We start from the raw sequence: 18,559 nt of genomic DNA, 5'->3' as shown, positions 1-18,559 counted from the left end.
GCCATGAGCAGCCGCGGCTGATCGCATGATCCGCTACGTCTCCTCGCGCCTGGCGATGGCGGCCGTGATGGTCGTGCTCGCCACGCTGGTGATCTTCCTGATCTCCAACACGGTGCCGGGCGACCCCGTGCTCACGCAGCTCGGCGACCTCGCGGCCTCCAACCCCGCGACGGTCGCCGAGTTCCGGCACAAATGGGGGCTCGACCTGCCGTTGTGGGACCGCTACTGGATCTTCCTGAGCGGGCTGGCGCATGGCGATTTCGGCGTCTCCATCGTCTCGCGCCGGCCGGTGCTGGAGGACATCGCCGACTACGCGCCGGCGACGGTCGAGCTGGCGTCGGTGGCCTTCCTCCTGTCGCTGGTGGTCGGCCTGCCGCTGGGCGTGATGGCGGCGGTGAAACGCGACAGCTGGATCGACCATGTCGCGCGCGCACTGTCGCTGGTGGGCGTGTCCGCGCCGACCTTCTGGCTGGCCTTCGTCATGCTGGCGGTGTTCTACGGCGCGCTCGACGTCGCACCGGGGCCGGGGCGGCTCGATCCCGTCTCGTTCCCGCCGGCGCGCATCACCGGCCTGCTGCTGATCGACACCGCGCTGCAGGGCGACTGGGACACGTTCCACGATGCGCTCGCCCATCTCGTGCTGCCCTCCATCGTGCTCGCCGGCGCCACGCTGGGATTGATCACCCGCACCACCCGCGCGGCGATGCTGGAGGCGCTGTCGCAGGACTATGTGCGCGTGGCGAAGGCCAAGGGGTTGCGTGCCCGCATCGTGGTGATGGGCCACGCGCTGCCGAACGCGATGCTGCCGGTGGTGACGCTGGGCGGGCTCGCCTATGCCAACCTGCTGGCCGGCGCGGTGATGACCGAGACGGTTTTCTCCTGGCCCGGCCTGGGCCGCTACACGTTCCAGAGCGCGGTGTCGGTCGATTTTCCCGCGATCATGGCGATCACCGCCATCGTCGCCGCGATCTTCGTATTGGTGAATTTCCTCGTCGATCTGTCCTACGCATTGCTCGATCCGCGGGTGGTGAAGAAATGAGCGGGATCGCACAAAGGATCGTTGTTCCCGTCGTCGCCTCGCCGTCGCGGCGCTGGCTGCGGCGCTATGGGCTTGCGGCCGCGGGCGCGGCGATCATCGTCGCCTGGCTGCTGCTGGCGATATTCGCGCCCTGGGCCGCGCCTTATGACCCGAACTTCGTCGATGTCGCCGGCCGGCTGAAGCCGCCTTCGTCCGTGCACTGGCTCGGCACCGATGCGCTGGGGCGCGACGTCGCCTCCCGCATCATCTACGGCGCCCGCATCTCGCTGCTGGTCGGCTTCACCGTGGTACTGATCGGCGGCCTGTTCGGCACGCTGCTGGGTGGGGCCGCCGCCTATATGCGCGGCTGGGCGGAAGAAGCGCTGATGCGCCTGACCGACCTGGTGTTCTGCTTCCCGCCCATCATCCTGGCGATGGCGATCGCCGCCGCTTTGGGCATCGGCACCGGCAACACCATGATCGCCATGCTGGTGGTGTGGTGGCCGAAATTCTCCCGCCTCGCCCGCAGCCTGGTGATCACCCAGCGCTCGCTGGAATACGTGGAGGCGGCGCAGACCATCGGCTTCGGCCCCGCGCATATCCTGCTGCGCCAGATCCTGCCGAACGCCGTGGGGCCGCTGATCGTGCTGGTCACGCTGGACCTGGGAAACGCCATCCTGGTGTTCGCCGGCCTGTCCTTCCTGGGCCTGGGCGTGGTGCCGCCCACGGCGGAATGGGGGGCAATGGTGGCCGAAGGGCGCGAGCTCGTGCAGCAATGGTGGGTCGCGACCTTCCCAGGCATCGCCATCCTGTCAGTGGTGATGGGCTTCAACTTCGTGGGCGACGGCCTGCGCGACTGGCTGGACCCGCATGCCCGCAACCGTTGACGCGCCGGCCGACGCCCCATTGCTGCAGGTCCGCGACCTGCGCACCTGGTTCCTGACCGACGCCGGGCCCGTCCGCGCCGTCGACGGCGTCAGCTTCGACCTGCATCGCGGCGAGACGCTGGGCATCGTCGGCGAATCCGGCTCCGGCAAGAGCGTCTGCGCCAAATCCATCATGCGCCTGCTGGACGAGCCGGCCCGCATCGTCGAGGGCACGATCCTGTTCCGTGGCCGCGACCTCGCGCATCTCGACGAGGAGGGCATCCGGGCCGTGCGCGGGCGCGAGATCGCCATGGTGTTCCAGGACCCCATGACGTCGCTGAACCCGGTCCTGCGCATCGCCCGGCAATTGGTGGAAGCGATGACCGCGCATGGCCGCTTCACCGTGGCGGCGGCGCGCACCCGGGCGATCGACCTGCTGCGGCGCATGGGCGTCTCCGCGCCCGAGCGCGCGGTGCAATCCTATCCGCACCAGTTCTCCGGCGGCATGCGCCAGCGCGTGATGCTGGCGATGGGCTTCTCCAACGAACCCTCGCTGCTGATCGCTGACGAGCCGACCACGGCGCTGGACGTCACCATCCAGGCGCAGATCCTGGACCTGCTGCGGGAGCTGAATGCCGACTACGGCACCGCCGTCATCCTGATCAGCCACGATCTCGGCGTGATCGCCAATGTCTGCGCGCGCGTGCTGGTGATGTATGCGGGCGAGGTGGTGGAGGAAGGCGCGCCCGAGGACCTGCTGACCGATCCGCGCCACCCCTACACCTGGGCACTGCTGCACGCCGCCCCCCGTCTCGATGCCGAAACCGAGGATCGCCGGCTGGTCACCATCGAAGGCCAGCCGCCAGATCCGCGCGCCTGGCCCGAAGGCTGCCGCTTCCGCGCGCGCTGCCCTTTCGCGGTCGGCAAATGCGCCGAGCATCCGGCGCTGCTGCCGGTGGGCCCGGGCCGCGCCACGCGCTGCTGGGTCACGCAGGACGGCGGCCCGCTGCATCCGCCCGGGCGCGTCTCGGCCCAGGCGGCGCCGGCCACGACTGCGCACCCCGCGCCGTTGCTGCAAGTCGAGGACGTGCAGAAGCACTTCGCGCTACCGTCCGACGGACTGTTCGCGCCGCATCGCCTGCTGCGCGCGGTGGACGGCGTCAGCCTGCAGGTGATGCGCGGCGAAACGGTCGGGCTGGTGGGCGAATCCGGCTGCGGCAAGTCAACGCTGGCCCGGCTGGTGACCCGCCTCTACGAGCCCACGGGCGGGCGCATCGTCTTCGACGGCCACGACATCACGCATGCCAGTCAGGCCGATATCCGCCCGTTGCGCCGGCGCATGCAGATGATCTTCCAGGACCCGTACGCCTCGCTCAATCCCCGCATGTCCGTAGGCGAAATCCTCGCCGGGCCGCTGAAGCTGCACGGCATCGTCGCCGGCGACGCGGCCGCGCGAACCCGCGTGCGCGAGCTGCTCGACCTTGTCGGCCTGCCGGCGCGCAACGCCGAACGCTTTCCGCACGAGTTCTCCGGCGGCCAGCGCCAGCGCATCTCCATCGCCCGCGCGCTGGCCGTCGGCCCGGACTTCGTGGTGGCGGACGAGCCGATCTCAGCGCTGGACGTCAACATCCAGGCGCAGATCATCAACCTGATGGTCGATCTGCAGGAACGCCTGGGCCTGACCTACCTGTTCATCGCCCATGACCTCGCGGTGGTGCGGCATATCTGCGACCGCATCGTCGTGCTGTACCTCGGCAAGGTCATGGAAGTGGCCCGCGCCGCCGACCTGTTCGCCCGGCCGCTGCATCCCTATACGCGCACCCTGATCTCCGCCGCCCCGGTGCCCGACCCGCGCGTGGAACGCACACGCCGCCGGGTGCCCATGAAAGGCGAGCCCCCCAGCGCGATCTCACCACCCAGCGGCTGCCGTTTCCGCACGCGCTGCCCCGTTGCAGAGGCGCACTGCGCCGCGGAGGAGCCGCCGCTGATGGCGATGGCTGGCGGGCAGATGGTGGCTTGTCATTTTCCGGGGAGGATTTGAAGGAAGGCCAGGGGTTTCACCCCTGGACCCCAGCAAAGGCAAAGCCTTTGCAATCCGATACCTTCTTGGCTGCGTCAGCAGCCCTCAGATGATATCTGCTGTCAATTGAAGGCCGCTGACGCGGCCAAGATAGTGAAGGATTGTCAAGGCTTCTGCCTTGACTGGGGTCCAGGGGCAAAGCCCCTGGCCTTCCTGTCCGCTACGCCCCCAACCGCCGTAACGCTTCGGCGACGATTGCCTCCGGCGCCGCCGCCACGTCCATCACGATCGGGTGTTCGCTCTCCCCCGGCTCCTCCAGCGTCGCGAACTGGCTGTCCAGCAGCGCGGGCGGCATGAAGTGGTCGCGCCGGGCGGCCAAGCGGCTAGCGATCAGGGCCTTGTCGCCGCGCAGATACACCAGGCGCACATCGGCCCGGCCGTCGATGATGATGTCGCGATAGGCGCGCTTCAGGGCCGAGGTCGTGACGACTCCGGATAGGCCGGCGCCGCGCCAGCCGTCGATCACCGCCGCGATGGCGCGCAGCCAGGGCCAGCGGTCGGCATCGGTGAGCGGCGTGCCGCCGGCCATTTTGGCGACATTCGCGGGCGGGTGCAGCGCGTCGCCTTCCTGGTAGCGCCAGCCCAGACGGGCCGCGAGCAGCGCGCCGATGGTGGTCTTGCCGACGCCCGCGACGCCCATCACCACGACCACTGTCACCGGGCGAGGACCCGCACCGTGCCGTCATCGGTGCCGATCAGCACCTGCTCCACCGGCAGCAGGAACAGCCCGGTCTCGATCACGCCGGCGATGGCGCGCAGCTGGCGGTCGAGCGTGAACGGGTCGCGGATGAGGCCGAAGCCCATGCAATCCAGGATGAAATGCCCGCCATCGGTCTCGAACGGCGTGCCGTCGGCGTCGCAGCGCAAGGCCGGCGCGCCGCCGAGCTCGGCGATGCGACGCGCGCTGGCGGCCTGGCCGAAGCGGTCGACCTCAACCGGCAGGCGTCCGCGCTGGCCCAGGCGCGCCACCAGCTTCGACGCGTCGGCGACCACGACGAAACGGCGGCCGGATTGGGCGACGATCTTCTCGCGCAGCAAGGCGCCGCCGAAGCCTTTCACTAGCCGCAGCGTGCCGGTCTCGATCTCGTCGGCGCCGTCCATGACCAGGTCGACCGGGGTAGCGTCCGGCTCGGCCACCGTGATGCCGTGGGTGAGCGCCAGTGCTTCGGTTTCCGTCGAAGTGGGGATGCCGACGATGCGCAGGCCCTCGCTGTGGACGCGATGCGCAAGTGCCGTGATGGCGTGCCGCATCGTGCTGCCGCTGCCCAGGCCGACCAGCATGCCGTCCTGCACCAGGGTTGCGGCGGCCCGGCCGGCGGCGCGCTTGGCGGGTTCCGTCATCTTTTCGGTCTTTCAACATGGCCGCCGAACCCCAGGCGCATCGCCGACAGCATCTTCTCGGCAAAGGTGTGCTGCTGGCGCGAGCGGAAGCGTGTGAACAGCGCGGCGGCCAGCACGTCGGCGGGCACGGCTTCCTCGATCGCGGCCTCGATGGTCCAGCGGCCCTCGCCGGAATCCTCGACATGCCCGGAGAAGGCTTGCAGCCTCTCGTCGCGGGCCAGTGCCTCGGCGGAAAGGTCGAGCAGCCAGGAGGTGACGACGCTGCCGCGTCGCCAGACCTCGGCGATGTCGGCCAGATCGAGATCGAAGCGCTCGGTTTCCGGCAGCGTCTCGGAGGCGCGGTTGCGCAGGATGTCGAAGCCCTCGGCCATCGCCTGCATCATGCCGTATTCGATGCCGTTATGGATCATCTTCACGAAGTGTCCCGCGCCCGAGGGCCCGGCGTGGAGATACCCCTGCTCCACGCGCGGGTCGCGGCCGTCGCGGTCTTGCGTGCGGGGGATGTTGCCGGCGCCGGGGGCCAGGGCGGCGAAGATCGGGTCCAGGAACTCGAACGCCGCGGTGTCGCCGCCGACCATCAGGCAATAGCCGCGCTCCAGCCCCCAGACGCCGCCGGAGGTGCCGACATCCATGTAGCGGATGCCCTTGGCCGCGAGCATGCGCGCGCGGCGGATATCGTCCTTGTAGTAGGTGTTGCCGCCATCGATCAGGATGTCGTCCGGCTGCATCAGCTCGCCCAGTGCGGCGACCGTCTGCTCGGTGATCTTGCCGGCCGGCAGCATCACCCAGACGGCGCGCGGCCGCTGGTCGAGCCTGTGCACCAGGTCGGCGAGCGATCCGGCCACCACGGCGCCTTCGGATGCCAGCGCCTCCGCCGCGTGCGGATCGGAATCGTAGACCACGCAGGAATGTCCCGCGCGCATCAGCCGGCGCACGATGTTGGCGCCCATCCGCCCCAGGCCGATCATGCCGAGTTGCATTCGCCTTCTTCCCCTTCACTCCGCCAGGCAGCTCAGGCCGCCGTCCACCGGCAGGCACACGCCGGTGATATACGCTGCATCGTCGGAGGCGAGAAACACCGCCGCGCGCGCCACGTCCCACGCATCGCCCATGCGGCCCATCGGGCTCATGGCGTTGCGGGCGCGCAGCATCTCCTCCGTCGATCGATACTGGCCGGAGAGCTGGGCGTGCATCAGCGGCGTGTCCATCACGCCCGGCATGATCACGTTGGCGCGGATGCCGTCTTTCGCATAGCGCACCGCCAGCGCCCGGGTGAAATGGTTCAGCCCGGCCTTCGAGGCGTAGTAGGAAAAATACGGGTAGCGGTTGATCACGGCACCGGCCAGGGACGAGATGTTGACGATGGCGCCGCGTCACTGCCGTTGCATCACCGGCACCACCTGCCGGCAGGTGAGGAACACGCCGGTCAGGTTCACGTCCATCACGCGGTGCCAGCGTTCCTCGGTGATCGCCTCCAGGTCGCCCATGTCGGTGATGCCGACATTGTTGTGCAGGATGTCGATCGCGCCGAAGCGGGCGACCGTCTCCTCGACGGCGGCGACGACGTCGCCGGCCCTGGTGACGTCGCAGGCGAGCGCCACGGCCTGGCAGTCTTCGCCCGCGATGATAGCGGCGGTGTCCTGTGCCGCCGCCATGTTGATATCCACGGCCACCACGCGGGCGCCTTCGCGGCCATACTGCACAGCGGCCGCCTTGCCGTTGCCCCAGCCGGGGCCGGATGACCCCGCGCCGAATACCAGTGCGACGCGACCGGAGAGTCTCATCACAGGCTGCCGGCTGCGGTCGGACATGGCCGTTCCTCCGTTTCCCGTTCAGGCGACGCGATCGCCCTTCCTGACCTGCACGGCGCGGTTGTCCACGGCCGGCAGCATCCTCGCGGAGTCGCGCGTCACCACCAGGTCGATGACGGTCGGCCCCTCGCTGCCGAGGCCGGTGGCCAGCGCCGCGGCGAGCGCATCCGGCCGCTCGACCCGGATGCCGCGGCAGCCCGGTGCCGTGGCGACGCCGGTGTAGTTCGTCTCCGCGAGGTCGGAGGCGTGGTAGGCGCCGGCGCCGGAGATTGCCGACCACGCCCGCCGCCACCGCCTCCTGCCCGATCGAGGGATGGACGGCGCCCAGCACGCGCTCGTCGGCCAGCCCGCGCAGCGCCGTCTGTTCCAGCGCGCGGATGTGCCACATCAGGCGATACTGTTCGCGCAGGGCCGCGACATCGACGTTGCGGGTGCTGTCGTCAGCCGGCATGCACGTCTCCTCGATCGGATCGTGGCTCGGTCTCTGTTCGGGCGGGTGCCTGGTTGCTAGCACGGCATCCGAAACGACGTCCATGCAGGGGGGAACACGATGACGCAGGTGCCGGCGATCGCGGCGCCCACAGTCACCAGGCTGCCGGCAGGCAGCCGGGGGGCCGTGCTGGTCAGGGGATCGCATGGCGGGCTGGTCGGCGGCGACCCCGCGATGGCGCTGCGCGTGGACGGCATCGTCTCCGCCATCAACGCCGCCGCCGCCACGCTGGGCGCACGGGTTGGCGATCGCGCGCGCGACGTGCTGCTGGCATGGACCCGGTTGGCGAACCGAGGCTAGGCTCACTCCAATCAGACGGCCCGGCGAAACAAGGGGAGACCAGACCATGGACGCACCGGCCGATCCCGCCACCATCGATGGCTGGCATGCCCATGTCTACTACACCCCGGCGACCCGCGATCGCGCCGCCCAGCTGCGCGACTGGATCGGCGCCCGCTTCCCGGTGACGCTGGGCCGCTGGCACGAGGGGAAGGTCGGCCCGCACCCGCAGGCGATGTACCAGGTCGCCTTCCCGAACGCGGTGTTCGCCGATCTCGTTGCGTTCCTGTCGCTGAACCGCATGGGCCTCACCATCCTCGTGCACCCCAACACGAAGCGCGAACGCGACGACCACCTGATCCATGCGTTGTGGCTCGGCGGCATTCTGCCGCTGGACGCCAGCGTGCTGCGCGAACAGAAGGACGACTGACATGGCGCCATCCGCCGCCCCCGAAATCGAGTGGCGCAAGCTGCGCGCCGACCAGTTGCGCGAGCTGGCGCAGAGCGACGCCGTCGTCATCGTTCCCGTCGGCGCGCTGGAACAGCACGGGCCGCATCTGCCGGTGGAAGTCGACTCCATGCTCGGCGAGCAGGTGGCCCTGCGCACCGCGCGCGCAATGGCCGCGAAAGGCGAACCCGTCGTCGTGCTGCCGATGCTGTGGACCGGCATTTCCGAGCATCACATGAGCTTCGGCGGCACCGTCTCGCTCGACCTGCCCACCTTCTCCGCCGTGATCGAGGGCATCTGCAAGTCCCTCGCCCGCCACGGCTTTCGCCGCATCGCGCTGCTGAATGCCCATGGCGGCAACGAGAACGGCCTGCGCTGCATCACCGACGAGCTGACGCCGAAGCTGCGCCTGCCCATCGTCCAGCTCACCTACTGGAATGCCGCCGCCGAGCCGATCGCCGCGATCCTGGAAACCCAGGCCAGCATCGGCCACGCCTGCGAGGCCGAGACCGCGATGATGATGGCGGTGCGGCCCGAGCTGGTGGCGACGGACCGCATCGCCATGGCCAAGGCCAACAGCACGCCCGATGTGTCCGACATCGTCGGCGGCGGCGTGTATCGCTGGCGCACCATCGGCGCCATGTCGTCCTCGGGCGTGGTCGGAAACCCCGAGGCGGCAAGCCCCGAGAAAGGCAACCGCCTGTTCGATGCGATAGCGGCGACGCTCGCCGACAAGCTGTGCAACGCCGAACTGTGGGCCCTGCCCTGGGACGCCGAGCGGCTGGCATAGGGCACGCGGGCATCCTGGTCGGCGAGAGGGAGCGGACCCCGTGAACGATGCATCGGACACGCTGCTTCTGGAAACGGCCGAACGGCTGTTCCGGGACACTGTCTCTCCGCCGGTCCTGGCGGCGGCCGAACGCGGCGAATTCCCGCACGCCGCCTGGGCCGCGCTGGCGCAGGCCGGGCTGCACCGCGCCCTGGTGCCGGAAGGCGCGGGCGGGTTCGGCGTGCCGGTGATCGAGGCGCTGGGCCTGCTCCGCGTCGCCGGCCGGCACGCGCTGCCGTTGCCGCTGGCGGAGACCATGCTGGCGGGATGGCTGCTGTCCGGCGCCGGGCTGGCGGTGCCGGATGGTCCTCTCTCGGTTGCCGCTTCGCCCACGCTGACGCTGCGGCGCCAGGGCGATCGCTGGAATCTGCACGGCGCCGCACCCGCGGTGGCGTGGGGCCGTGACGCGGCATCCCTCGCCGTGCTCGCGGACGTGGACGGGCAAGCCTTCGTCGCCCTGCTGCCGTCCGGCGCCTGGACGGCCGCGCCGGGGCAGAACATCGCCCGTGAACCGCGCGACGCCATCGGCATCGACACGCTCCTGCCGGCCGGGGCCGTCGCCGCGTCGGGCATCGGTCCGGTCCAGTTGTGGGCGGCGGGTGCGGCCATGCGCTGCCTCATGATCGCCGGCGCACTGGAGCGCATCACCGCCATGACGGTGCAATACGCCCAGGACCGCGTGCAGTTCGGCCGCCCGATCGGCCGCTTCCAGGCGGTGCAGCACAACCTGGCCATTCTTGCCAGCCAGACCGCCGCCGCCATCGCCGCCGGCGACATCGCCGCCGAAGCCGTGGCCGACGGCATTCGCCTTCCCGCCATCGCCGCGGCCAAGGCCCGCGCCGGGGAGGCCGCCGGCGTCGGCGCCGGCATCGCCCACCAGGTGCACGGCGCGCTCGGCTTCTCCTACGAGCACAGCCTGCATTTCCTCACCAAGCGCCTGTGGGCCTGGCGCGACGAATACGGCGGCGAGGCCGCGTGGAGCCTGCTGCTCGGCCAACATCTCGCCGCCGCCGGGGCCGACCGCCTGTGGGCCGAAATCACCGCGATCTGACCGGGGAGACCATGTTCTCATTCACCTTCGCCCCGCCCCCGGCCGTGCCCGAAGCCGAGACCTTGCGCGCCGAAGTTCGCGCTTTCCTGGCCGCCGAACTGGCCGACCGCCCGGCCATCAAGCGCGCCGAAAGCTGGTCCGGCTTCGACGCCGCCTTCAGCCGCAAGGTGGGCCAGCGTGGCTGGATCGGCATGACCTTCCCGCGCGAATACGGCGGCCACGGCCGCAGCGCCCTGGAACGCTACGTGGTGCTGGAGGAAATGCTCGCCGCCGGCGCCCCCGTCGTCGGCCACTGGATCGCCGACCGGCAAAGCGGCCCGTCCATCCTGCGCTACGGCACCGAGGCGCAGAAGGCGTTCTTCCTGCCGCGCATCGCCCGCGGCGAGTGCTTCTTCTGCATTGGCATGAGCGAGCCGGATTCCGGCTCCGACCTCGCCTCCGTGCGCACCCGCGCGGTGCCGGCCGACGGCGGCTACGTGGTGAACGGCACCAAGCTGTGGACCAGCCAGGCGCATGAATCGCACTACATGATCCTGTTCTGCCGCACCGGCGGCAGCCCGGACGACCGCCAGGGCGGCACCAGCCAGTTCCTGGTGGACCTCACGCTCCCCGGCATCACCATCCGCCCCATCCACGCCCTCACCGGCGAGCACCATTTCAACGAGGTGATCTTCCAGGACGTGCTGCTGCCCGAGTCCGCCTTGCTGGGCACCCTCGGCCAGGGCTGGCAGCAGGTCACCGGCGAGCTGGCCTATGAGCGCAGCGGCCCGGAACGCTTCCTGTCATCGTTCACCCTGCTCGTCGAGCTGGTGCACGCCCTGGGCCCCGCCCCGTCCGAGCGCGCGGCGATCGCGCTTGGTCGCCTGGGCGCGCATCTGGTCACGCTGCGCCGCCTGTCGCGTTCCGTCGCCGGGATGCTGCAGGCCGGTGAAAACCCGGCGCTGCAAGCGGCCCTGGTGAAGGATCTCGGCGCGCTGGTGGAGCAGGAAATCCCCGACATCGCCCGCAGCCTGATCGCAACCGACCCGCCGACGCCCGAGATCGAACGGTTTTTGGCCGTGCTGAACTACACCACCCTGCACGCGCCCTCGTTCTCGCTGCGCGGCGGCACGCGGGAGATCCTGCGTGGGATCATCGCGCGCGGGCTTGGGTTACGGTGAAGGCCAGGGCTCTGCCCTGGACCCGCCAAAGGCCAGGGGCCTTTGGAAACCGTTACTTTCTTGGCTGCGTCAGCAGCCTTCAATTGAGATCCGATATCATTCGAGGGCTGCTGACGCAGCCAAGAAAGTCAAGGATTGTCAAGGCTTCTGCGCATCGCGCGAAGGCGCGCGACGGACTTGACTGGGGTCCAGGGGCAAAGCCCCTGGCCTTATGTTTAAGCCTTTCGGATCATAAGGAAACGCAAATGCCCGACCCCATTCTCTACGAGCAGGATGGCCCGATCGTCACGATCACGCTCAACCGCCCGGAGATGCGCAATCCGATTTCCGAGGCTGGGATGATCGATGGGTTGGTGGCGTTCCTTGAGCGGCTGGGCGCCGACTCCGATGTGCGCTGCGCCATCCTCACCGGCGCCGGCAGTGCGTTTTCCTCCGGCGGCGACCTCAGGAAGATGCATGCGGCGCTGGATACGCGGGCGAACCAGCCGACGTTGACGCCGCGCTATTACACCCAGGGCATCCAGCGTATTCCGCTGGCGTTCCAGAAGCTGGATGTTCCCATCATCGCCGCCATCAACGGCCCGGCGATCGGTGCCGGCTGCGATCTGGCCTGCATGTGCGACATCCGCATCGCCGGCGAGAACGCGCGATTTGCCGAGAGCTTCGTGAAGGTGGGCATCATCCCCGGCGACGGCGGCGCCTGGCTGTTGCCGCGCGTGGTCGGCTTCTCGAAAGCCTGCGAGATGGCCTTCACCGGCGACGCCCTGAACGCGCAGGAGGCGCTGGCCTGCGGGCTCGTCTCGAAGGTGGTGCCGGACGCCGAATTGCTGCCTACCGCCCGCGCCATGGCCGCCCGTATCGCCGCCAACCCGCCGCAGGCCGTGCGCATGACGAAGCGGCTGATGGTGCAGGGGCGCGACATGAGCCTGCCGGCAGTGCTGGAAATGTCGGCGGCGCTGCAGGCGCTGGCGCACACCACGGCCGATCACCGCGAGGCCGTGACGGCGTTCCTGGAAAAGCGCCCCCCGGTCTTCACCGGACGTTGACGCCGTCACGTCCGGTTTAGGGGGCAGTTAAGATCGACGCCGCAGACTGGGGCCGGTGAAACATCTGCTGCTGCTGAGCGTCCTGTGTTGCGCACCCGCGGCGGCCCAACCCGCCGACTGCGCTTCTGTCCCGGTCGGGCCCGGGGTTCCGCTGGAAGTCTGGGTGGGCATCGACGGCCGACCAGGCTTGCCGCCGGGCGCGCGCGGGGCCGCGAAGCTGAACCTGGGTGAGCAGCCGATATACGGCACGGTCTGTCCAGGCCCGGCCGGTCCGCCGGAAGACGTCCTGCGCGGGCCGCCCGCCCCGAACGGACTGCTGCGCGGCGATGGCCCCCGCGACGTGCTGCGCAACGCGCCGACAGGGCGGGTAACGATCGAGACGGTCGTGCCGCGTTAGTTTCGCTCGCCCGCGCGCACCGGCGCCGGCAGCCGGTTCGCGGGTGGTGCCAATGGGCACACCCAGCGCGGCGAATAGGCGCAGGACGGGCAATACGAGAAATTGAAGTCCAGCACGATCCGTCCGTCCGCAGCGGCTCCGAGATCAGCCCCCTTGATCGTGTCCAGAAGATAGCGGCCGGCGCCGAATGTCTCGCGGCCACTGGTGGCGTCGGCGAATGGCAGGAAGACGCCGCCGCCATATCCGGTGATCCAGTACAGCGTCAGCTCGCGGCCCAGCGGCGCCAGCAGCCCGTCGGTGCGGGCGAACGGGCGCATGCGAACCGTCCCGTCCGCGCCCGCCGGAAATTCCTCGATCGCCGCATCGCCAATCGGCGCCATCCCCACCAGGAACCGCAACGACGGGTCATACGGAAAATACGCCAGACCCCCGAACGCCGCCCGCCGCTTGGCGTCGAGCGGCGTCTGCGGGTGCGTCGCGAACAGCCGGTCGCGCACATCGCGCCACTGCCGCCACGCCGCCGCGGGATCGGCGGCCGCGCGGATGTCGCCATACAGGTCCGACACCTGCCGGCGCCAGTCCCAGAGCTCCGCGAACGCCGTCACGCCAGATCCTCATAGCAGCACAATGCCACGCCCTCCCGCTGCAACGCCGCCCGCACATCAGGGCTGAGCAGCGCCGCCAGCTCGCCTTCGTGATCGTAGTCCGGCATCAGCGCATCGATCACCGGATCGCGGCCGGCGGCGGGGTGGAAATAGATCTCGCTGACGCCATCGGGAAGCTGCGGGATCAGATGCAGCAGGCGATCCGTGGTCATGTGCCCGGTCCAGGCCAGGCCGAACACCGCGTCGTTCACCGCCATCCCCGCCCGCCGTGCCTGCCGGCGCAACAGGCCGCTCCATGTCCGCATGGCCCGCGCACCGACCGACGCGGGAACGCCGCAGCGCGCCATCACCTCCACCGGCTCCGCCGGCACCCGTATTGCGCGCAACCCGAACGCCCGGCCGATAGAGACCAGCAGGCTGCCCACCGTGGGGTGCAAATGCATGTGCTTGTGGGCATCCGCGTGATCCAGCACCAACCCCGTCGCCGCATAGGCCGCGAACTGCGCCCGGATCTCCGCCGCCAACTGCCGCCGCACCCGCGGGTGGAAGAAATACGAAACCCCCAGCCGCAGCTGGTCGGACGGAAACTGGCCGCGCGCATCCACCAGATCAGGAATCTCCGCCGGCGGCAGAATCGCCGGCCCCTCGATCACCACAAGGTGCAGGCCGACCCGCAGCCCCGGCAGGCGCTTCGCCCGCCGGACCGCGTCCGTCGCCGCGGGTGCGCCCACCATCAGCGAGGCAGAGGTCAGGATGCCGTCGCGATACGCCCGCTCGATGCCCTCGTTGACGGCCTCGGACAGGCCGAAGTCATCGGCCGAGACGATGGCGCGCTTCATCGCAGCCCCCGCCAAGGGGCGGAAGCCCCCCGGCCTTGCGTCCCGGTCAGGCGGCGTCGCGGTGCCGTTCGCGCAGGAACTGGAAGAATTCCACGCCTTCGCGCAGGCGGCGCTTCATCATCTGCGGGCTGCGGACCATTTCGCCGACGATGGCGGCGATCTTGGGCGCCCGGAAGTAGAAGCGCTTGTAGAACGTCTCCACCGAATCGAAGATCTCGGTGTGCGACAGATGCGGGTAGTGCAGCGGCGCGATCTGAATGCCGTGATCGTCGATCAGCTCGGCGTTGTCCGCGTCCAGCCACCCGTTCTCGACCGCCTGCTTGTGCAGGAAGGTGCCGGGATAGGGTGCGGCGAGCGACACCTGCATCGTATGCGGGTTGATCTCGGTCGCGAACCGGATGGTTTCCTCGATCGTCTCCTTGGTCTCGCCGGGCAGGCCCAGGATGAAGGTGCCGTGGATCTTGATGCCGAGCTCGTGGCAGTCCTTGGTGAACTTCTTGGCGACCTCGATGCGCATGCCCTTCTTGATGTTGTGAAGGATCTGCTGGTTGCCGCTTTCGTAGCCCACCAGCAGCAGGCGCAGGCCGTTGTCGCGCAGCACCTTCAGCGTCTCGCGGGGCACGTTGGCCTTGGCGTTGCACGACCAGGTGACGCCCATCTTGCCGAGCTCCTTCGCGATCGCCTCGGCGCGCGGCAGGTTGTCGGTGAAGGTGTCGTCGTCGAAGAAGACTTCCCGCACCTGCGGGAAATACTGGCGCGCCAGCCGGATCTCCTCGGCCACGTGGCCGGGGCTGCGGACGCGGTAGTTGTGGCCGCCCACGGTCTGCGGCCACAGGCAGAAGGTGCAGCGGCTCTTGCAGCCCCGGCCCGTGTACAGCGAGACGTAGGGGTGCATGAGGTAGCCGATGAAGTAGTCCTCGATCCGCAGGTCGCGCTTGTAGACCTCGGTGACGAAGGGAAGCTGGTCCATGTCCTCGAGGATGGCGCGGTCCTTGTTGTGGACCACGACGCCCTCGCTGTTGCGGTAGCTGATGCCGTCGACGGCGGCGAAGTCCCGGCCCTCGGCGATCTCCTTGATGGTGAAGTCGAACTCGTTGCGCGCCACGAAATCGATCGGCGCGCCCTTCAGCAGGCTCTCCTGCGGCTGCACCGCCACCTTGGCGCCGACCATGCCGATCTTCAGCCCGGGATTCGCGTCCTTCAGCGCCTGCGCCACCCGCACGTCGGAGGCGAACGACGGCGTGGAGGTATGGATCACGCACAGCTCGTGACGGCGGGCTTCCTGCACCACCGTGTCCATGCCGATGCGCGCCGGCGGCGCGTCGATCAGCTTGCTGCCGGGCACCAGGGCGGCGGGCTGGGCCAGCCAGGTCGGGAACCAGAAGCTCTTGATCTCCCGCTTGGCCTGGTAGCGCGAGCCGGCGCCGCCGTCGAACCCGTCGAACGAAGGAGGCTGCAGGAACAGGGTCTTCATCATCGCTTTGATCCCTTAGGTGGCCGGCGCTCGGCCATGGGGGTTGGCTTGGGTCGGGACTCCGGCTTCGGCGCTGCCGCGACCGGTGTGCATGACTTGACCGCGCCATTCAACCCGGTCGCTGCCGTAGCTGACCAGGATGACGGTGATCGACATGAGGTCGCGCAACGGGAAAAGCCAGATCGGCGCGGTTGTTGCAAGCACGGATTTCGTGAGGCCCAAGGTCCGGTCGATGGCCCGCGCCGTGGCCGCCCGGACCGCCCAGACACCCAGGAACAGCGCCACCGCAAGGGCGTCGCCGCCGGCGAGCGCCATGGCCAGAACCGCCCAGAACAGCGGATACTGCAACGCCGACAAGGTGAATTCGGCGGGCACCAGGGCCAGGATGGTGCGGGCCCAGCGCAATTCGTGGCGGAACAGCGCACGCAGCGACGCCTCCGGCACGGTGGTGGACACCACGGTCGCGGCCAGGCGCACCGCCAGGCCCTGCTGCTGCACCAGGCGGCCCAGCATGTGGTCGTCGGCCAGATAGTCGGCGAGCGCTTCGAGCCCGCCGACCGACGCCAGCACCTCGCGCCGCAGCGCCATGGTGGCGCCCAGGCAGTCCTGGCGACCGAGCCGGCGCGCCAGCAGCGCTCCGGGCAGGAAGCTGTGGTTGATCCAGCTCGCGCCCAGCGCGCCGGCCACCGTCGGCGTCGCGGCCACCCCGGCATACAGGGTGGTGACCAGCCCCGTGCCGGGAACGGCGAGGCTGCGCACGATCTGCTCCAGGTAATCGGGCGCGCAATGCACGTCGCTGTCGGCGATCACCAGCACGTCGTGTCGCGCCGCCGGCAGCATGTTGATGAGATTGCTCACCTTGTGGTTGGACCCATGCGCCGCGGGGTCCACCACCACGGCGATGTCGCGGCCGGGGAATCGGGCGCGCAGACGCTCGACGACCGCGAGTGCGGAGTCCGCCGGGTTCTGCACGCCGAACACGATCTGGTAGTCCGGGTAGTCCTGGGCGCACAGGCTCGCCAACGCCTGCTCCAGCATCGGCTCGTCGCCGTGCAGCGGCTTGAGCACGGTTACCGCTGGACGCTCGCCTGGCGGCAGGTCGGGGGTGCGCCGGAACCGGCGCGCGGCCAGCCAGCCGGCCACCGCCTGACCGGCGCCGACGCCGGCGAGCAGGGCCGCGGGGATGGCGAGCAGGCTCATGCCCGCGGGCGCTACGACTTCGCGCCGATGGCCAGGGTGGCCACCTTGTCGCGCAACGACGCGATCAGCAACGTAGGGTCGCCGCCAGTGAGCAGCGAGCGGAAATCCGAGCGCTGCACCGCCACCCGACTGATCGATCCGTCCAGCAGGATGTCGATGACCTTCCAGGCGTCGCCGTTCTGACGCATCACATAGTCCAGCCGGGCCGGGTCGCCGCTGCGCGGAACCATTCGGGTCTGCACCACCTCGTCGGACCCGACCCTGCGCAGCTCCGGCAGGATCTCGAAGGTTTGGCCGTCATAGGAGTCGAAATTGGCCGCCCAGCTGGCCACGGTGAACTGGGTGAACACGTCCAGCAGCTGTTCCTGCTGCGGCGGCCGGAACGACGCCCAGCGCGGCCCGACCGAGCTCTGCAGGATCTGCGGCAGGTCGAACACCCGTTCGACCACCGGCTGCAGCATCTGCAGGCGGGCCGTGAAAGGGGTGCCCCGCCCCGCGCGCATGATCGCCAGCAGCGCGTCGTTCAGGGCGGCGACCGGCGTCACCGACGGCGGCAGCTCGGCACGCGCCGCTGCCGGCGCCAGCAAGGCCAGCGCCAGGAATCCGCGGCGCCTCATCGCACGGGCACCAGTCTGGCGCGCGCCTCGCCCAGGCAGCCGGTCACGGTGGCGACGATGTCCTTGGCGGTGAGGCCGACCTCGACGATCTGCTTCGCCGGGCTGTCATGGTCGATGAAGCGGTCGGGCAGCACCATCGGGCGGATCTTCAGGCCGCCGTCGAGCAGCCCCTTCCAGGCCAGATGCTGCATCACCGCCGCCGCGAAGCCGCCGACGCTGCCTTCCTCGATCGTCACCAGCACCTCGTGGTGGCGCGCCAGCTGCTCGATCAGCGCCGTGTCCAGCGGCTTGGCGAAGCGCGCGTCCGCCACCGTCGCCGGCAGGCCGCGCGCCGCCAGCTCGTCAGCCGCGCGCATCGCCTCCGCCAGCCGCGTGCCCAGCGACAGGATCGCCACCGTCCCGCCCTCGCGCAGCACCCGCCCGCGCCCGATCGGCAGTATTTCGGCCCGCTCCGGCAACGCGATCCCGGTGCCCTCGCCGCGCGGATAGCGCACCGCGCTCGGCCCGCCGTCGATCGCCGCCGCCGTCGCCACCATGTGCACCAGCTCCGCCTCGTCCGCCGGCGCCATGATCACCATCCCCGGCAGGCAGCCCAGATACGCCAGGTCGAAGCTGCCGGCATGCGTCGCCCCGTCCGCCCCCACCAGCCCGGCCCGGTCGATGGCGAAGCGCACCGGCAGCGACTGGATCGCCACGTCGTGCACCACCTGGTCGTAGGCGCGCTGCAGGAACGTGCTGTAGATGGCGCAGAACGGCTTGATCCCCTCGGTCGCCAGCCCGGCCGCGAAGGTCACCGCGTGCTGCTCGGCGATGCCGACGTCGAAGCAGCGGCTGGGGAACCGCTTGGCGAACCGGTCGAGCCCGGTCCCCGACGGCATCGCCGCCGTCACCGCCACGATCGCCGGGTCCCGCTCGGCCTGGGCGATCAGCGCGTCGGCGAACACCCGCGTGTAGGTCGGCGGGCCCGGCGGCGCCTTCGCCTGCTCGCCGGTGATCACGTTGAATTTG

21 protein-coding genes and 1 pseudogene are annotated in these 18,559 nt (G+C 69.8%); 11 read left to right on the top strand and 11 right to left on the bottom strand.

Annotated features, from left to right (window positions below; translation table 11 throughout):
• Positions 1 to 25 precede the first annotated feature (25 nt).
• From OL599_RS20530 to OL599_RS20520, 3 genes are read left to right on the top strand one after another with little or no spacing between them, the layout of a single operon-like run.
• Positions 26 to 1,039, top strand: a complete 1,014-nt coding sequence (locus OL599_RS20530) for an ABC transporter permease (protein WP_264715807.1) — start codon at positions 26 to 28, stop codon at positions 1,037 to 1,039.
• A complete protein-coding gene (locus OL599_RS20525) occupies positions 1,036 to 1,905 on the top strand; it encodes an ABC transporter permease (protein WP_264715806.1) in 870 nt (289 codons plus the stop codon). The genes OL599_RS20530 and OL599_RS20525 overlap by 4 nt, the downstream gene beginning before the upstream one ends.
• A complete protein-coding gene (locus tag OL599_RS20520) occupies positions 1,889 to 3,925 on the top strand; it encodes an ABC transporter ATP-binding protein (protein ID WP_264715805.1) in 2,037 nt (678 codons plus the stop codon). Before OL599_RS20525 ends, OL599_RS20520 begins: the two co-directional genes overlap by 17 nt.
• 199 nt (positions 3,926 to 4,124) lie before the next feature.
• Here OL599_RS20520 and OL599_RS20515 read toward each other — a convergent pair whose 3' ends face one another.
• From OL599_RS20515 to OL599_RS20495, 5 genes and pseudogenes are all read right to left on the bottom strand, one after another.
• Positions 4,125 to 4,622 carry a gluconokinase gene (locus OL599_RS20515; RefSeq protein WP_264715804.1) on the bottom strand — a complete coding sequence of 166 codons (498 nt, stop codon included), beginning with the start codon at positions 4,620 to 4,622 and terminating at the stop codon, positions 4,125 to 4,127.
• Positions 4,619 to 5,305 (bottom strand): ribose 5-phosphate isomerase A, encoded by a 687-nt coding sequence (gene rpiA / locus OL599_RS20510; protein ID WP_264715803.1) that lies wholly within the window; start codon positions 5,303 to 5,305, stop codon positions 4,619 to 4,621. The genes OL599_RS20515 and rpiA overlap by 4 nt, the downstream gene beginning before the upstream one ends.
• Entirely contained in the window at positions 5,302 to 6,285 is a 984-nt protein-coding gene (gnd, locus tag OL599_RS20505; protein ID WP_264715802.1) for a phosphogluconate dehydrogenase (NAD(+)-dependent, decarboxylating), read from the bottom strand. The genes rpiA and gnd overlap by 4 nt, the downstream gene beginning before the upstream one ends.
• 15 nt (positions 6,286 to 6,300) lie before the next feature.
• Positions 6,301 to 7,089: pseudogene (locus OL599_RS20500) on the bottom strand (SDR family NAD(P)-dependent oxidoreductase).
• A 48-nt stretch (positions 7,090 to 7,137) separates the two neighbouring features.
• Positions 7,138 to 7,386, bottom strand: coding sequence for a thiamine pyrophosphate-dependent enzyme (locus tag OL599_RS20495; protein ID WP_264715857.1), 249 nt, complete (start codon positions 7,384 to 7,386; stop codon positions 7,138 to 7,140).
• A 43-nt stretch (positions 7,387 to 7,429) separates the two neighbouring features.
• On the opposite strand from OL599_RS20495, the gene OL599_RS20490 reads away from it, so the two are divergent.
• The 8 genes from OL599_RS20490 to OL599_RS20455 all read left to right on the top strand — a co-directional run bounded on the left by OL599_RS20490 (position 7,430) and on the right by OL599_RS20455 (position 12,816).
• Complete coding sequence (locus tag OL599_RS20490) at positions 7,430 to 7,627, top strand: hypothetical protein (RefSeq protein ID WP_264715801.1); 198 nt, start codon at positions 7,430 to 7,432, stop codon at positions 7,625 to 7,627.
• Between the two features lie 39 nt (positions 7,628 to 7,666).
• Positions 7,667 to 7,906, top strand: a complete 240-nt coding sequence (locus OL599_RS20485; RefSeq protein ID WP_264715800.1) for a hypothetical protein — start codon at positions 7,667 to 7,669, stop codon at positions 7,904 to 7,906.
• A gap of 46 nt (positions 7,907 to 7,952) precedes the next feature.
• Entirely contained in the window at positions 7,953 to 8,315 is a 363-nt protein-coding gene (locus OL599_RS20480) for a DOPA 4,5-dioxygenase family protein (RefSeq protein WP_264715799.1), read from the top strand.
• A gap of 1 nt (position 8,316) precedes the next feature.
• Complete coding sequence (locus OL599_RS20475; protein WP_264715798.1) at positions 8,317 to 9,123, top strand: creatininase family protein; 807 nt, start codon at positions 8,317 to 8,319, stop codon at positions 9,121 to 9,123.
• A 40-nt stretch (positions 9,124 to 9,163) separates the two neighbouring features.
• Positions 9,164 to 10,213 (top strand): acyl-CoA dehydrogenase family protein, encoded by a 1,050-nt coding sequence (locus OL599_RS20470; RefSeq protein WP_264715797.1) that lies wholly within the window; start codon positions 9,164 to 9,166, stop codon positions 10,211 to 10,213.
• 11 nt (positions 10,214 to 10,224) lie between these two features.
• Entirely contained in the window at positions 10,225 to 11,373 is a 1,149-nt protein-coding gene (locus OL599_RS20465; RefSeq protein ID WP_264715796.1) for an acyl-CoA dehydrogenase family protein, read from the top strand.
• A 245-nt stretch (positions 11,374 to 11,618) separates the two neighbouring features.
• Positions 11,619 to 12,419 carry a crotonase/enoyl-CoA hydratase family protein gene (locus tag OL599_RS20460; RefSeq protein ID WP_264715795.1) on the top strand — a complete coding sequence of 267 codons (801 nt, stop codon included), beginning with the start codon at positions 11,619 to 11,621 and terminating at the stop codon, positions 12,417 to 12,419.
• A 55-nt stretch (positions 12,420 to 12,474) separates the two neighbouring features.
• Positions 12,475 to 12,816 (top strand): hypothetical protein, encoded by a 342-nt coding sequence (locus tag OL599_RS20455; RefSeq protein WP_264715794.1) that lies wholly within the window; start codon positions 12,475 to 12,477, stop codon positions 12,814 to 12,816.
• On the opposite strand, the gene OL599_RS20450 is transcribed toward OL599_RS20455, so the two are convergent.
• The 6 genes from OL599_RS20450 to OL599_RS20425 form a co-directional block, all read right to left on the bottom strand.
• A complete protein-coding gene (locus OL599_RS20450) occupies positions 12,813 to 13,421 on the bottom strand; it encodes a DUF1684 domain-containing protein (RefSeq protein WP_264715793.1) in 609 nt (202 codons plus the stop codon). The two genes, OL599_RS20455 and OL599_RS20450, sit on opposite strands and share 4 nt — an antisense overlap.
• Positions 13,418 to 14,260 (bottom strand): hopanoid biosynthesis-associated protein HpnK, encoded by an 843-nt coding sequence (hpnK, locus tag OL599_RS20445; protein ID WP_264715792.1) that lies wholly within the window; start codon positions 14,258 to 14,260, stop codon positions 13,418 to 13,420. The genes OL599_RS20450 and hpnK overlap by 4 nt, the downstream gene beginning before the upstream one ends.
• Positions 14,261 to 14,306: 46 nt before the next feature.
• Positions 14,307 to 15,737 (bottom strand): hopanoid biosynthesis associated radical SAM protein HpnJ, encoded by a 1,431-nt coding sequence (hpnJ, locus tag OL599_RS20440; RefSeq protein ID WP_264715791.1) that lies wholly within the window; start codon positions 15,735 to 15,737, stop codon positions 14,307 to 14,309.
• Between the two features lie 12 nt (positions 15,738 to 15,749).
• Positions 15,750 to 16,934 (bottom strand): bacteriohopanetetrol glucosamine biosynthesis glycosyltransferase HpnI, encoded by a 1,185-nt coding sequence (hpnI, locus tag OL599_RS20435; protein WP_264715790.1) that lies wholly within the window; start codon positions 16,932 to 16,934, stop codon positions 15,750 to 15,752.
• Between the two features lie 11 nt (positions 16,935 to 16,945).
• Positions 16,946 to 17,551: an ABC transporter substrate-binding protein gene (locus OL599_RS20430; protein ID WP_264715789.1), complete on the bottom strand. Its 606-nt coding sequence runs from the start codon at positions 17,549 to 17,551 to the stop codon at positions 16,946 to 16,948.
• Positions 17,548 to 18,559 (bottom strand): transketolase C-terminal domain-containing protein (locus OL599_RS20425; RefSeq protein WP_283949854.1); only part of this gene is annotated, 1,012 nt, incomplete at its 5' end. The genes OL599_RS20430 and OL599_RS20425, both read right to left, overlap by 4 nt.

It is taken from the genome of Limobrevibacterium gyesilva (genome assembly GCF_025989185.1).
Classification (GTDB): Bacteria; Pseudomonadota; Alphaproteobacteria; order Acetobacterales; family Acetobacteraceae; genus Limobrevibacterium; species Limobrevibacterium gyesilva.
Note: the sequence above shows the minus strand (reverse complement) of the source record. Positions and strands in the feature narration are given on the sequence as shown.

Coding starts and splice junctions, on each gene's coding strand:
- OL599_RS20530 (WP_264715807.1), top strand. CDS start 26: ATGATCCGCTACGTCTCCTCGCGCCTGGCGATGGCGGCCGTGATGGTC.
- OL599_RS20525 (WP_264715806.1), top strand. CDS start 1,036: ATGAGCGGGATCGCACAAAGGATCGTTGTTCCCGTCGTCGCCTCGCCG.
- OL599_RS20520 (WP_264715805.1), top strand. CDS start 1,889: ATGCCCGCAACCGTTGACGCGCCGGCCGACGCCCCATTGCTGCAGGTC.
- rpiA (WP_264715803.1), bottom strand. CDS start 5,305: ATGACGGAACCCGCCAAGCGCGCCGCCGGCCGGGCCGCCGCAACCCTG.
- gnd (WP_264715802.1), bottom strand. CDS start 6,285: ATGCAACTCGGCATGATCGGCCTGGGGCGGATGGGCGCCAACATCGTG.
- OL599_RS20490 (WP_264715801.1), top strand. CDS start 7,430: ATGGACGGCGCCCAGCACGCGCTCGTCGGCCAGCCCGCGCAGCGCCGT.
- OL599_RS20485 (WP_264715800.1), top strand. CDS start 7,667: ATGACGCAGGTGCCGGCGATCGCGGCGCCCACAGTCACCAGGCTGCCG.
- OL599_RS20480 (WP_264715799.1), top strand. CDS start 7,953: ATGGACGCACCGGCCGATCCCGCCACCATCGATGGCTGGCATGCCCAT.
- OL599_RS20475 (WP_264715798.1), top strand. CDS start 8,317: ATGGCGCCATCCGCCGCCCCCGAAATCGAGTGGCGCAAGCTGCGCGCC.
- OL599_RS20465 (WP_264715796.1), top strand. CDS start 10,225: ATGTTCTCATTCACCTTCGCCCCGCCCCCGGCCGTGCCCGAAGCCGAG.
- OL599_RS20460 (WP_264715795.1), top strand. CDS start 11,619: ATGCCCGACCCCATTCTCTACGAGCAGGATGGCCCGATCGTCACGATC.
- hpnK (WP_264715792.1), bottom strand. CDS start 14,260: ATGAAGCGCGCCATCGTCTCGGCCGATGACTTCGGCCTGTCCGAGGCC.
- hpnJ (WP_264715791.1), bottom strand. CDS start 15,737: ATGATGAAGACCCTGTTCCTGCAGCCTCCTTCGTTCGACGGGTTCGAC.
- hpnI (WP_264715790.1), bottom strand. CDS start 16,934: ATGAGCCTGCTCGCCATCCCCGCGGCCCTGCTCGCCGGCGTCGGCGCC.
- OL599_RS20430 (WP_264715789.1), bottom strand. CDS start 17,551: ATGAGGCGCCGCGGATTCCTGGCGCTGGCCTTGCTGGCGCCGGCAGCG.